Origin of the sequence: Castellaniella sp. (assembly GCF_049651205.1) — a bacterium.
Lineage (GTDB): Bacteria > Pseudomonadota > Gammaproteobacteria > Burkholderiales > Burkholderiaceae_B > Castellaniella.
Genome location: NZ_JBASBR010000004.1, coordinates 232,781 through 245,926 on the forward strand (window position 1 = coordinate 232,781; position 13,146 = coordinate 245,926).

The following is a 13,146-nucleotide window of genomic DNA, read 5'->3' on the forward strand; positions in this document are numbered from 1 at the left end:
GTCTGTTCGGTCACTTAAGTTCGGATGCATGGGCTTGTCGGGCAAGGCTCGGCGAAGGCATTTGCTGCACAAAAGCTGTAAATGCTTTCGCCTCCAGGGGTTTGCTGTAAAAATAGCCCTGTGCTTCTTCGCAGCCATTGGCACGCAGGAACTCTTGCTGCTCGAAAGTCTCGACCCCCTCGGCGATGGTGCGTAGCCCCAGGCTGCGGGACAGCTGAATGATGGCGGTGGCAATAGCCTGATCGTCGGGATCAAGGTTGATGTCCCGTACAAAGGACTGATCGATTTTCAGCTTATGCAGGCGAAAACGCTTGAGATAGCTTAAAGACGAATACCCGGTGCCAAAATCATCGATGGCAAAGCGCACACCCATGTGTGCGAGCTCTTCCATGCGCAAGGCAGCTATTTCGGGCGATTTCATTGCGACCGCTTCGGTGATTTCAAGCTCGAGCAAGCCAGCGGGAACCTCAGCCTCCGCCAAAATCGCCTGAATCTGCTTGCCCAGACCCGGCCGATTAAACTGCACTGCCGACAAATTGACCGCCATGCACATCGGCGGCAAACCCTGCACCTGCCACTGGCGCAATTGCCGCAACGCCGTGCGCAGCACCCACTCGCCAATAGGCGCGATCAGGCCGCTGCTTTCAGCGATAGGAATGAACTCACTGGGTGGCACCAGCCCCCACTGGGGCGACCGCCAGCGCAACAAAGCCTCCGCGCCCAGCACAGCACCACTCTCAAAGGAAATTTGAGGCTGGTACACCAAAAAGAGCTCCTGGTTTTGCAGCGCCTGCTTCAAGGCATTGCCCAACAGCAGCTCTCGGCTGACATGAGTCTGCATCTCACGGGTAAAGAACCCCACACAATGACGCCCGTCGCTTTTGGCGCGGTACATGGCAGTTTCCGCGTGCTTCAGCAGCATATCGAACTCGACTGCATCATCCGGATGCAGGGCCACTCCAATAGAGGCAGAGGTATAGATCTCCTGGTCGGCCAAATGCATGGGCTGGTACAGTGTTGCCAGCAGGGCTTCTGCCTGCCGGGCAGCGTCATCCTGGGAAGACATCGGCAGGATCACCACAAAATCATCACCCGAATAGCGCGAGACAGAAGCGGTCTCGGGCAATGCCTTGCGCAGACGCCGTGCCATCTCCTGCAAAAGCACATCACCCACATGGTGTCCCAGCGTATCGTTGACCGCCTTGAAGTGATCCAGGTCGATCCACAGAACGGCCAGCGGGTCGCCGCGATCCAGTGCACCCTGGCAATGCTTGCGCAACAGCTGACGGTTGGGCAGGCCCGTGAGCTGATCGTAATGGGAAAGTGAGCGAATCTGCTCAGCGGCCCGTCGAGCTTCAGTGATGTCCTCGTTGTGGGCCAGATAGTTGGTGACTTCTCCCTGAACATTGCGCACCGGGTAGATAAGGACCGACTCGATGTACTCGTGACCATCCTTGGCAAGGTTGATCCATTCGCCACGCCAAGCGTTACCCTGCGCCAATTGCGCCCACATTGTTCGAAACGTGGCGGACGGGGTACGTCCCGGCTTGAGCCGGCGCAAATTGCGCCCGATGACCTCGGCGGCGGTATAGCCGCTGATCCGGGTAAAGGCCTCATTGACGAACTCGATACACGCGCGACGGTCCGTGATGATGATGGACTGGGGGCTTTGCAGCACTGCCATGGACAAGGTGCGCAGGGCCTGCTCGCTTTTCATGCGATCGGTCACATCGCGGGAAATCACCGCAAACTGAGGAGTCTGGCCACGCACTGTGGTCTTGCGGGCAACCGAGAGCTCGAAGTACCGAACCACCTGCTTGCTGACCAACGCCAATATCTTGCCCCGCGACTGCCCATGCGCATAGGCCTCGTGCAAGGCCCCACGCACGATCTGGCTGTTGCGCGTAGACAGGAACTCATCCACGGGCCGGCCCAGCAGGCGCTCGGGCGGCGCCGCCAGGGTGTCGACTTTGCTGGTATGGATGCTGAGGTAGCGGCCATCGAGATCCATATCCAGCACCAGATCAGGCAAGGCATCAAGCGTCGCACGCATCTGCTCGCGGGAGTCTTGCAGCAAGTCATAGGGATGTTGCACGGCCTCTGAGAACACGGCCCGGTACAGAAAAATATAGGCAACAATCTTGTAAAGATGGCCAAGGACACTATAGCCATCAGTTACCCTGGAATACATCGTCAGGAAAAACTCGCTTTGTGCCATTACGCACACCGCGATGAAGAGATCCGGTGCGTTAAACCGGCGTTCTTGCCGCATGCGCCACACAAACAAACCCGCTGCCACCAAATACAGCAAGATCAGTATGTACTCGGCGCCCACCTTGAAGGGAGTGAGGCCCTGACCGGGCAAAAACATACGGGGTACCCACCCCGGCCAGCCAAAATAAAGGATGGACAGTGCCGACACAAACAGCAAAACACCCAATACCTGCAGGCCCAATGGCACCCAAACTCGCCGTTTTTGCCAGGACACCAAACCAGCCGCCAGCAAACCCATGCCGCCAAGCAATCGGCCAAGCAACCAGAAGTAGATGGACTTCTCAGGGCTGCTGGGGGTAATAAACGACGGCATGCCCTGGTAAGACAGCAGGTGCAGGAAATCAAACAAGGCAACACCCAGAAAGGTGCTGCCCAGCAAGACCAGCGGCCGCGGCAATGACTCTTGCCGGCTACTCCAGACCACAGCAAAAATGACCGAAGCCGTGATGACCGACAAGGTTTCGACTACCGTATGCAATGCCAGGTAGTGGGCGACATCGTGAAAGGCGGCCGGCATAGGCACCACAGCCACCATCAACAAAAGCACCGTCAAGAGGCTGACGATACCGATCGCACGCCGGAACTCTTTTTGGTAGGTGGGATGGATCAAGGACATTGCCAGTGGTTGACCAGACAGGCCACTGTACTGATACCTTTGGTCACTGGCAAGTACATTACGTTTAAAGCATGGACTTATATGCGGCCCTTATGCAGTCCACATATCTGACCTATGTATTCAGCGTTTCAGGCGTTGGTTTCAACCGCCACAGGCGCCGCAGCAGTATATTTGGCACCCGCCACGCACACCACCACAAACGCAGTGACACCCACCATTGCCGGCGTAACCGACTCATCCAGCAACCAGGCTGACAGCACAAGACCTAAAAACGGCTGCAGCAACTGCAATTGGCCCACTGCCGCAATGCCGCCCAACGCCAGGCCGCGATACCAGAAGATGAAGCCAACCAGCATGCTGAATACCGCCACGTACCCCAGCCCGCCCCAGGCCGACCACGGCACGCTGGCCCACTGCACCGGCGCCCAGATCCACGCCATCGGGATGCTGATGGGTAGTGACAGCACCAGCACCCAGCAGATGACCTGCCAGCCACCCAGCCGGCGTGACAACCGTCCGCCTTCGGCATAGCCATATCCGCAACTGACGATGGCACCCACCATGCAAGCATCTGCCAGCAATGAACCTGAACCATCCTGACTGAAGGCAAACCCCATCACCGCCAGCGCACCCAGCACGGCAAACATCCAGAAAGCCCGCGAGGGGCGCTCGTGGCTCAGCCAGGTGCCAAACAAGGCCGTGGACAAGGGCAGCAAGCCAATAAAGACCAAGGAATGCGCTGAGGTAATGGTTTGCAGCGCCAGGGCAGACAGCAGGGGAAAGCCTGCCACTACCCCCAGTGCCACCAATACCAGCGTGCGCCACTCGGCAGCAGTAGGCCGTTGCTGGCGATGTTGCGCCAGCAAGATCAAGGCCAGGATCCCGGCCAGCGCCGCACGCGCGGCAGTGAGAAACCAGGGATCCAGGCCCAGCACCGCCACACGTGTGGCAGGCAAAGAGCCGCTAAAAATAGCCACCCCAAGGGCCCCATTGATCCAGCCACGGCTTGATTGCTGCATAAGGAAGGCTCTCCACACCAGGATAATTGGACAAAGGTGACACCATACGCGCCGGACGGCGGGATCACCAGTGTTATTGGGCAGGGGCAGCGTAAACTGTACTGCTTTAAGCGATCTGGAAACCTCAGCCTGACAAGCATTCCTGCATGTTGCCACATCAGGCCACAAAAAAACCGCATGAGCACACCCGCCCCTAACACCGATGTTCTGAATGCCTTCCAGGGCAGCCTGGACGAACAGATACAAGCACTGCCCACCGAATGGCGCACGGTATTGCTGGCACCTCATCTGCACCGGATTGTGGCGCAACTGGATACGCTTCTGACGCAACGCCTGGCAGACGGCGCACAGATTTTTCCACTGCGGCCGTTTCGGGCCCTGATCGAAACCCCACCCGAGGCGGTGCAGGTCATCATCGTCGGACAAGATCCCTACCATGGGCCCAATCAGGCGCAAGGCCTGGCGTTTTCGGTGCCCGATTTTTGCCCTACACCCCCCAGCCTGCGCAATATATTTAAAGAACTGGCGCTGGAATATGGCGTGCCAGAGCAGCCACCGCGCAATAGTCTGGTGCGCTGGGCCCGCCAAGGCGTTTTATTGCTGAACACATCCTTGACCGTAGAGGCGCACCAACCGGGCTCGCATGCCAAAAAAGGTTGGGAGCACATCACCGACGCATTGATCATGCGGGCGCTGCGCGAACCTCGTCCAAAAGTACTTTTACTGTGGGGGGCCCACGCCCAGGCACGCCAGAAACTACTGGAAATGCAGGCACCTGCCGGGCCGGTGAAGGTACTGACTGCCAACCATCCTTCGCCGCTATCAGCCATGCGGCCACCCCGACCTTTTATTGGATGTCAGCATTTTCGTGATGCCAACACCTGGCTGCAAGCCCAGGGAGAGCCCGGAATCAACTGGCAACTGCAAAAGACACCAGAGGCAGCGCCTGGCTACGGCGGCTAGCCGGACGGGATACTAGGATCAGGGTTACGGCCACACGCGGATGCAGTCGCGCCCAGCCGCCTTGGCCAGGTACAGGGCCTGATCTGCCTGCGCCAGCAGGCGATCAAGGCTGACAGGCATACCCGAAGCACAGGCGATTCCTACACTGACCGTCAGAGGGCTGGGCAGCTGTGCACTGCATGCCGCCAGGCCGGATCGAATCTTCTGCGCCCATTGTTCTGCACCCAGACGCCCCGTGTGAGGAACCAAAACGACGAATTCCTCGCCGCCCAGCCGGGCGCAAAAACCTTCTTCACCAACCACCTCACGCAGCACCCGGGCAAAGCGGATCAACACCTGGTCTCCGGTTTCGTGACCAAAGCGGTCGTTGATCAGCTTGAAATGATCGAGATCACACATCAGGGCAGCGATATCCGCGTGATGGGCACTGGCCTCTTGCAGCAGCACGGCCCCCTGATGAAACAGTGCCCGACGATTGGGTAGCGTGGTCAAGACGTCATGCAAGGCTGCGTAACGGTAGTTGTCTTCGGCCCGGGCCCGCACCGCCATCAGCACGCTATAGGAAAGGCCCACGACAAAAAAGATGCCTTCAAACATCACCAAGGCAAACTCCGGCCAGTTTGCCCAGATATGATCTTGAAAGGTACGAGGAGGGATCCGGTAGGCGTAAAACAAAGCATGCAACACCAGAAACCCCAACAAGGGTGAAATGGCTGACTGATGTTCACGCCACTCTGGCCAGATTTCGCGGATAGCAGCCAGCAGATACACCAGGCATAAAACCGAATACACCGCCACCCGGAGGCCGACATCCTGCATAAACATCGGCCATAAGCCCAGGATCGGCCAAATAGCAGGCCCTGCCAGCAAGGCGAACCACAGCACCTTGCGGCCACGAAACAGCCGCAAACCCGTCCAGAGGCCGGCATGAGACAAAATCAGGAGGGTGTTGGCTACAATGACCGAGCAGGCCAGATATTCTGGATGCTGACGGGTGATTCCCAGCAAAAAGGCACCGCACGACAACCACATGCTGGCACCCACCCACCAAAGAGTTGGCTCTCGACGCCCCTGGAAAGCGGCCAGGAACATAAGCCCACCCAGCAGAAACAGGATGAAGGCAGAAACAAGCAGCAGAGTTGCTGAGTCAAAGTGCATGATTAAAACAAAGCCCGCATTACATCACTGAATAATTTTGAAATACGTGGTAACCGCTATGATATCGGTTCGCTGCTTGGCCGTCCCCTTTTCGGCGGATCGGCTTCTGAGTGTTATCCCCAAGCCCGAGGCCGAAAACCTCAGGCCCCGGCAACTGATGCGGTGCAAACCGTATTTCCCAAAACGTATGGCTTCATCCTCACCTACTCCCTCTTCCTTGTCTGTCCCCAGCCTCACCACGCCAGTGGCAATGGGCTATGTGCCGTTGGGTGCCGTGTTTGGATTTCTGTTTGTCCAGGCGGGCGGGCCGGCCTGGCTAGCCATTGCATCCAGCGTGCTGGTCTATGCGGGTGCTGCGCAATTCATGATGGTGCCCATGCTGGTCGCCGGCCTGCCCTTAAGCACCATCGCGCTGGCTACCCTGGTGCTCAACCTGCGCCACGTGTTTTACGGGCTGTCGCTGCTCAATCACATGCCCGCTTCGCGCCCGCAGCGCTGGTACAGTATTTTTGCGCTCACTGACGAGACCTACTCGGTGCTGACAGCATTGCCAGGGCCCCAACAGGCGCAGCGCATGGCGCTGGTGTGTGCACTCAACCACGGATGGTGGATCCTGGGAACCACAATAGGCGCCATCCTGGGCGCACGCGGGCAACTGGGGCTGGAAGGCTTGGATTTTGCCCTGGCGGCCCTGTTTGCCGTCCTGGCAGTCGAACAATGGCGCACGCGCCGGGATATCATCCCCTTATGGACGGCACTGGGGGCATACGGCATTGCCTGGCTGCTGATGCCCGCACAAGCGCTGGCCGTGGCCATTGCCCTGAGCCTGATCGTGGCCGCCTGGCGCCGGCCGCGCACAGCAACACCGTCTACGCATCCTTCAGGCCATTCTCATGGCTGATACGGTTTACGTTGTGCTGGCGATTGTGGCCATGGCAGCCATCACAGTGGGCCTGCGCGCCCTGCCGTTTATCGGAGGCCAATGGCTGCGGCGTCAGCCCTGGGTGCACAAACTGGGCAATACGCTGCCACTCTCTATCATGGCCCTGCTGTTGCTGGACACCATGGTTGGTCAGGCGCGTCATAATCCTGCAGGGCCCTGGCCCTGGCAAGAAGCCTGTGCAGTGCTGGTGGTGATCATCCTGCAGTGGCGTGCCCGGCACGCCCTGACCAGCATTGCAGCAGGCACCGCCGCCTATATGGTGTTGCGCGCACTGTGAGTCCGCAATGCTGCGGCCCTGGCAACATTCCTGCCAATTCCGCACACCGATACAATCCAGGAATCACCGTTTTTCGAGGATGCTTTTATGCCCAGCTTTGATGTTGTCTCCGAAGTAGACACACACGAACTCACCAACGCGGTGGATCAGGCCAATCGTGAACTCTCTACCCGCTTCGATTTCAAGGGCACGGATGCACGCTTTGAACTGGACGGATACGTGGTGTCGCAATCGGCCCCCAGTGCTTTCCAGCTTAAGCAGATGCTGGATATCCTGCGCGGCCGGCTGTCGGCCCGTGGTATTGATGTGCGCTGCATGGAACCCGCCGATCCCCTCGAAAACCTGGGTGGCGCCCGGCAAAAGGTCACCATTCGCCAGGGGATCGAGCAAGCCACCGCAAAAAAACTGATTGCAGCCATCAAGCAGGCCAAGCTCAAGGTCGAGTCACAGATCAACGGCGACAAGCTGCGGATTTCGGGCAAAAAGCGTGACGATCTTCAGCAGGTGATCGCCCTGCTGCGCAAGACCGACGTCGACCTCCCACTGCAATATCAAAACTTTCGTGACTGAACCGTCGCCTTGCTGCCCGGCATCCGCAAGATAACCCCGGTGCCATCCGCAGCAAGCGCACCCGTTGGCTGTCATCGACCTATACTGTTTCTGGACGTTCCGCCCAGTACGACGAGAACACAGACTGTGATCGACCTTATCGACAAGAGGCAAGCCATGACGACCTACGACGTCAAGTTGCTCGGCAAAAAAGAGATTGCTGAGGGCACGATGGAATTCACGCTCGAAAAACCCGCGGGGCTAGAGATCCGCGCCGGGCAGTTTTGTGACGTTAAACTCCCCAGTGCGGATGACACCCCAAAACAAGACCGCATCCACGGGTTTTCGTTTGTGAATGCCGCCTACGAGCCCCACATCGTGGTGGCCACCCGGATGCGGGGCACCCCGTTTAAAAATGCATTCAAGGCCACCCCGGACGGCACACCGCTCAAGCTGATTGCGCCCTTTGGCGATTTCACCCTGCACAAAGCCCAAACCGTACCCGCCGTCTTTATCATTGGCGGCATCGGCATCACGCCGGTACGTAGCATGATCGTGCAGGCCCTGCACGATCACACAGAGCAGGCACTGACACTGATCTATGCCAACCGCACCCCGGCACAAGCCGCCTATACGCAAGAGCTTCAGCAACTGGCACAGGCACACAAGAATTTCAGTTTTGTGCCGGTGTACACCCAGGCCTCCGCAGAAGCGGCCGAGCACGGCCACGTCGACGCCACGCTGATTCGCAAACACGTGCCGGATATCCACTCCCCGCGGTTTTATCTGGCCGGGCCGGAAGGGATGGTCAAGGCCATGCGGGCGCTGCTCATCGAGCTGGGCAGCGACGAAGACAATATCCGGACAGAAGAATTTGAGGGTTACTGATGGCGGACACACTGGCTCCTATCGATTTTTATTTCGATTTCTCATCGCCGTACGGCTACTTTGCCAGCACGCAAATAGAGGCTCTTGCACACGACCTGAAACGCTCGGTGCACTGGCATCCCGTGCTGCTGGGCCCCATGTTCAAGGCGATGGGCTCGGCGCCACTGGTGCAGATCCCCCTAAAGGGCGAGTACTCGCGACACGACATGCACCGCACGGCACGCCTGCACCAAATTCCGTTTCAGCTGCCCAGTCCGTTTCCGGTTGCCACCGTGGCGGCGGCACGCATCATGCTGCATCTGCAGAAGTCCGATCCGCAACTGGCTGTCCGCTACGCGCACCGAGTATTTCAGGCGTACTACACCCAGGGCATGGACATCAGCGACGCCAGCAGCGCCTTGCAGCTGGCATCCGATCTGGGTGAAGACCCCACTCCTATCGCCGATGCGATCGCCACGGACGCCATCAAGACCCTGCTGCGACAATCCAATGAGGCGGCACTGGCCCGCGGGGTATTTGGCTCACCCTTCATCATCATCGACGACGAGCCTTTCTGGGGGTTTGATCACTTTGACATAATCCGGCGCTGGGCGGCCACCAATACCGCAACAAGCGCTTCCGCCGGAGGCGCGGCATGAATATCGGCATCCTGCAATGTGATGACGTTGCCCCCGAACTCCAGCCACGGCATGGCAACTACCCGGACATGATCCAGACCCTGCTACTGGCAGCAGACCCCAGGACACACTTCACGGTATATGCCTGCCACCAGGGCGAAACCCCCTCCTCCACAGACGCACACGACGGCTGGATCACCACCGGCTCAAAATGCAGCGCCAACGACGACTTCGACTGGATTCGTACCTTGTCGGGTTTCATGCGCCTGCTTTGGCAGGCAGACAAACCTTTGGTGGGTATCTGCTTTGGCCATCAGCTGATGGCCCGCGCCATGGGTGGGCAGGTGGCGCGCAGCCCCATGGGCTGGGGCCTGGGTGCCTATGCCACCACCGTGCAAGAGAAACAACCCTGGATGAGCCCCTGGTACTCAGAAGATCTGCAGCTGCTGGCCAGCCACCAGGATCAGGTATCCGAGCTGCCGCCCGGGGGCCAGATATTAGCGGGCAGCAGCTTTTGTCCGATATACATGATGCAGGTTGGCCGGCATTTTCTGGGCATCCAGGGCCACCCCGAGTTCACCCGTGCCTATGTGTCTGATCTGGCCAATTTCCGGCGCGACCGCATTGGCGCCGAACGCGTACTGGCGGCACGGCACAGCCTGAAACTGGCCGTGCACGACCAACTGCTGGCCCACTGGATCCTCAACTTTATTGCTCGGGCAAAATCAGGACAACAAGGCTAGCAAAGCCGCTTCATCAATCACGGGCACGCCCAGCGATCTGGCCTTGGCCAGCTTGCTGCCGGCGTCCTCGCCGGCCACTACCCATGCAGTTTTGCCAGACACCGAGCCGCTTACCTTACCGCCTGCCGCCAGGATTCTTTGCGTGGCTTCGTCGCGGCTGAGCGTGGGTAATGTACCTGTAAGCACCAGCGTTTTGCCGGCCAGGGCACGGGCACCTGCTGGTGCCGCCTCTTGCTGCGGTTCTACTCCAGCCGCCTGCAATGCGGCCAACACATCCCGGTTGTGCGTTTCAGCAAAAAAACGGCTGACCGATGCCGCAACCACAGGCCCAACATCGGGCACTTGCAACAGCGCATCCTCATCGGCCTGAACCACCGCCTGCAGACTGCCAAAATGGCGGGCAAGGTCTCGGGCAGTGGTTTCACCCACATGGCGGATACCCAGTGCATACAACAGACGCGACAGAGGCGGGCGCCGGCTGCCATCTATGGCCTGGACGAGGTTTTCGGCGGATTTCATACCCATGCGCGGGTAAGTGGAGAGTTCAAGCGCCGTGAGCGTGTAGAGATCGGCCAAGGTATGCACGCGGCCACCATCCACCAGTTGCTCGATGAGCTTGTCTCCCAAGCCATCAATATCCAGGGCCTTGCGGCTGGCCGCATGCCACAGGGTCTGCTTGCGCTGCGCCGGGCAAAACAGGCCGCCCGTGCAACGCGTAATGGCTTCGCCTTCAGGCCGCTCGACAGCCGAGCCGCACTCGGGGCACACGGGGCACACGGCCAGCAGATCAAACACCGGCGCCTCAGCCGGGCGCAGATCCAGCACCGGGCCGACCACTTCGGGGATCACATCGCCCGCCCGCCGCACAATGACGGTGTCACCGATGCGGATATCCTTGCGGCGAATTTCGTCTTCGTTGTGCAAGGTGGCATTGGTAACCGTCACGCCGCCTACAAATACAGGTTGCAGCCGTGCCACAGGGGTTAGCGCCCCGGTGCGCCCAACCTGCACGTCAATGCCCAGCAGCCGCGTGGTTTCTTCTTGTGCCGGAAACTTGTGGGCAATGGCAAAGCGCGGCGCACGTGCCACAAATCCCAGCACAGTCTGCGCACGCAGATGATTGACTTTGTAGACCACGCCATCGATGTCGTAGGGCAATTGACTGCGGTGTACACCCACTGCTTCATAGAACTGCAGCAATTGGCCGGCCCCCCGGCAACACTGGCGGCCCGGGCTAACGGCGAAGCCAAACTGACCAAGCCAATCCAGCATCGCCGCATGCGTGTCATGGGGCTGGAGATCGCGGCCGGCCTCATCCCGGATTTGCCCCCAGCCATAAGCGTAGAAACGCAGGGGGCGCTGGGCGGTAATCCGGGGATCGAGCTGCCGCAAGCTACCCGCTGCCGCGTTTCGCGGATTGACAAAAGCTTTGTCGCCACGGGCCTGTTGCTGCTGGTTCAGGCGCTCAAAGTCGGCCCGGTTCATCAACACTTCGCCCCGCACTTCCACCACGGCCGGCACTTCGGTACCACGCAAGCGCAGCGGCACAGACCGCAAGGTGCGGATATTGGATGTGATGTCTTCGCCACTGGAGCCATCGCCCCGGGTGGCTGCCTGCACCAGCAAACCGGCCTCATAGCGCAGGTTGACCGCCAAGCCATCAAATTTGTACTCGGCCACGTACTCCACAAGGGATGCATCCCGCACGGCGGCAGCATCTGAATCCAAAGAAAGGCTGGCCTGAGCTGCTGTCGGCCCAGCAGCCGCCAACAGGCCTGCCTCTATCAGCGTCGCGCGCACGCGCTCGTCAAAGGCCTCGATATCTGCCGCTTCGAAGGCATTGCCCAGCGATAACATACGCACGGCATGGCGCACAGGGGCAAAATGCCCGGATGGCGTGGCGCCCACCCGCTGGGTTGGAGAATCTGGAGTAATCCATTGAGGGTGCTCAGTTTCAATCGCCTGCAGCTCTGTCATCAGGCGATCATATTGGGCGTCGGATAAGCTGGGGCTGTCTTGAACGTAATACTGCTGATTGGCCGAACGGATGTCTTCCCGCAGCTGTTGCAGCCGCTCAAACAGTGGATCCAGGCTCACGAAAATACTCGGGCGGTGCGTTCGGTGCCTGCCAGAAACCCGGCTTGATCCAGTTGGTCGTAGAGCGAGCTGATTTGCTGGTCGATGGGCGACGCGGAGGCATCCTGAAACGTGCGGCCCTGATCATCCAGCACATGGGCATCCAGGCGCTGCGCGAGATCGCGCCCTACCGCCACCATCCGGCTGAAGGCCTGATCATCGGGGATGCTGTTGGGGACATCCAGCACGAGATCAATCCGGTGAATCCCGGCATCGGATGCGGGTTGCTCGATCTGCAGCACGAAGCGCGGCAAGCCGTTTTCGGCCATCCAGGCCCACAACCCGCGCGACGGTACAAAGCCAGCCTCGGCGGCCGCATCAGCCACTGCTTGCGGCGATTGTGGCGCCGACAACTGCAAAATCAACCCCACCTGGGCGTCCATCGGAGCACAGCGGGCATCAAGATCCACCGCCTGCCGCAGTACGGCTTCTTGCTCGGGGGCTTCGATCTGCCCATCAAACCGCTCGGCGACATTTTGCGCAAGCGTCCAGAGGTTGGACCATTCGATTGCGGTCAGTGGGCCTGACCGGTTGGCCACCACCACGGCCAGTTGCAGTGCGACATAGGATTCGTCGGGACGAATCACCATGCGATGACCACCGCCCTCGCGCTGCGCAAAGACGCGCACAGGCTTTTTACCGGCACGAGTAATGGACGCAGCCACCTGAGTCAGGGAGTCTCCGGCGACCGGATGGGCAAAAGCGATATCAATGACGGCCTCGCAAGTGGCGTCGATGTCGGACAGATCGTCAGCCGTCGCCGAAGCAGGCTCGGCATCGAACAGGCCTGGCTCGCGGCGCGAGGGCGCATCCTGCAGCAGGATATCGTGATCGGTCTCGGGCACAGTGGCACGCATGCTGCGCCGGGCCCGCCATTCCTGCCAGCCGTTATACAGCAGCACAATCACGATCAGAGCCGCGCCAATAGAAATCAGTAATACCTGCAAATCACTCATAAAGACC

At 59.5% G+C, this 13,146-nt stretch carries 12 protein-coding genes; 7 read left to right on the forward strand and 5 right to left on the reverse strand.

Translation table 11 applies throughout. The features are described 5' to 3' along the window. Positions 1-10: 10 nt before the first annotated feature. The gene (locus tag WA928_RS02245; protein ID WP_424299009.1) at positions 11-2,884 is read right to left on the reverse strand and encodes a bifunctional diguanylate cyclase/phosphodiesterase; all 2,874 of its coding nucleotides are present in this window, start codon (positions 2,882-2,884) and stop codon (positions 11-13) included. Positions 2,885-3,018: 134 nt separating this feature from the next. Then, entirely contained in the window at positions 3,019-3,909 is an 891-nt protein-coding gene (locus WA928_RS02250) for a DMT family transporter (protein WP_424299012.1), read from the reverse strand. A 177-nt stretch (positions 3,910-4,086) separates the two neighbouring features. On the opposite strand from WA928_RS02250, the gene WA928_RS02255 reads away from it, so the two are divergent. Next, positions 4,087-4,872, forward strand: a complete 786-nt coding sequence (locus WA928_RS02255) for a uracil-DNA glycosylase (RefSeq protein ID WP_424299015.1) — start codon at positions 4,087-4,089, stop codon at positions 4,870-4,872. 24 nt (positions 4,873-4,896) lie between these two features. Here WA928_RS02255 and WA928_RS02260 read toward each other — a convergent pair whose 3' ends face one another. Continuing rightward, on the reverse strand, positions 4,897-6,030 hold the full coding sequence (locus WA928_RS02260; protein ID WP_424299018.1) for a GGDEF domain-containing protein: 1,134 nt from the start codon (positions 6,028-6,030) through the stop codon (positions 4,897-4,899). A 187-nt stretch (positions 6,031-6,217) separates the two neighbouring features. On the opposite strand from WA928_RS02260, the gene WA928_RS02265 reads away from it, so the two are divergent. From WA928_RS02265 to WA928_RS02290, 6 genes are all read left to right on the forward strand, one after another. Then, entirely contained in the window at positions 6,218-6,931 is a 714-nt protein-coding gene (locus WA928_RS02265) for an AzlC family ABC transporter permease (RefSeq protein ID WP_424299021.1), read from the forward strand. Next, positions 6,924-7,250, forward strand: a complete 327-nt coding sequence (locus WA928_RS02270; RefSeq protein ID WP_350379523.1) for a branched-chain amino acid transporter permease — start codon at positions 6,924-6,926, stop codon at positions 7,248-7,250. The genes WA928_RS02265 and WA928_RS02270 overlap by 8 nt, the downstream gene beginning before the upstream one ends. Before the next feature lie 87 nt (positions 7,251-7,337). Next, positions 7,338-7,820 (forward strand): YajQ family cyclic di-GMP-binding protein, encoded by a 483-nt coding sequence (locus WA928_RS02275; RefSeq protein WP_350379525.1) that lies wholly within the window; start codon positions 7,338-7,340, stop codon positions 7,818-7,820. Positions 7,821-7,976: 156 nt separating this feature from the next. Continuing rightward, positions 7,977-8,687 carry a ferredoxin--NADP reductase gene (locus tag WA928_RS02280; protein ID WP_424299026.1) on the forward strand — a complete coding sequence of 237 codons (711 nt, stop codon included), beginning with the start codon at positions 7,977-7,979 and terminating at the stop codon, positions 8,685-8,687. Next, positions 8,687-9,325, forward strand: a complete 639-nt coding sequence (locus WA928_RS02285; protein ID WP_424299029.1) for a 2-hydroxychromene-2-carboxylate isomerase — start codon at positions 8,687-8,689, stop codon at positions 9,323-9,325. Before WA928_RS02280 ends, WA928_RS02285 begins: the two co-directional genes overlap by 1 nt. Next, the gene (locus tag WA928_RS02290) at positions 9,322-10,047 is read left to right on the forward strand and encodes a type 1 glutamine amidotransferase (protein ID WP_424299032.1); all 726 of its coding nucleotides are present in this window, start codon (positions 9,322-9,324) and stop codon (positions 10,045-10,047) included. Before WA928_RS02285 ends, WA928_RS02290 begins: the two co-directional genes overlap by 4 nt. Here WA928_RS02290 and ligA read toward each other — a convergent pair. Both ligA and WA928_RS02300 read right to left on the reverse strand, forming a co-directional pair. Then, positions 10,030-12,144, reverse strand: a complete 2,115-nt coding sequence (gene ligA / locus WA928_RS02295) for an NAD-dependent DNA ligase LigA (protein WP_424299035.1) — start codon at positions 12,142-12,144, stop codon at positions 10,030-10,032. The genes WA928_RS02290 and ligA overlap by 18 nt on opposite strands. Further along, the gene (locus tag WA928_RS02300; RefSeq protein WP_424299037.1) at positions 12,141-13,139 is read right to left on the reverse strand and encodes a cell division protein ZipA C-terminal FtsZ-binding domain-containing protein; all 999 of its coding nucleotides are present in this window, start codon (positions 13,137-13,139) and stop codon (positions 12,141-12,143) included. The genes ligA and WA928_RS02300 overlap by 4 nt, the downstream gene beginning before the upstream one ends. Positions 13,140-13,146 lie beyond the last annotated feature (7 nt).

Coding starts and splice junctions, on each gene's coding strand:
- WA928_RS02250 (WP_424299012.1), bottom strand. CDS start 3,909: ATGCAGCAATCAAGCCGTGGCTGGATCAATGGGGCCCTTGGGGTGGCT.
- WA928_RS02255 (WP_424299015.1), top strand. CDS start 4,087: ATGAGCACACCCGCCCCTAACACCGATGTTCTGAATGCCTTCCAGGGC.
- WA928_RS02260 (WP_424299018.1), bottom strand. CDS start 6,030: ATGCACTTTGACTCAGCAACTCTGCTGCTTGTTTCTGCCTTCATCCTG.
- WA928_RS02265 (WP_424299021.1), top strand. CDS start 6,218: ATGGCTTCATCCTCACCTACTCCCTCTTCCTTGTCTGTCCCCAGCCTC.
- WA928_RS02270 (WP_350379523.1), top strand. CDS start 6,924: ATGGCTGATACGGTTTACGTTGTGCTGGCGATTGTGGCCATGGCAGCC.
- WA928_RS02275 (WP_350379525.1), top strand. CDS start 7,338: ATGCCCAGCTTTGATGTTGTCTCCGAAGTAGACACACACGAACTCACC.
- WA928_RS02280 (WP_424299026.1), top strand. CDS start 7,977: ATGACGACCTACGACGTCAAGTTGCTCGGCAAAAAAGAGATTGCTGAG.
- WA928_RS02285 (WP_424299029.1), top strand. CDS start 8,687: ATGGCGGACACACTGGCTCCTATCGATTTTTATTTCGATTTCTCATCG.
- WA928_RS02290 (WP_424299032.1), top strand. CDS start 9,322: ATGAATATCGGCATCCTGCAATGTGATGACGTTGCCCCCGAACTCCAG.
- WA928_RS02300 (WP_424299037.1), bottom strand. CDS start 13,139: ATGAGTGATTTGCAGGTATTACTGATTTCTATTGGCGCGGCTCTGATC.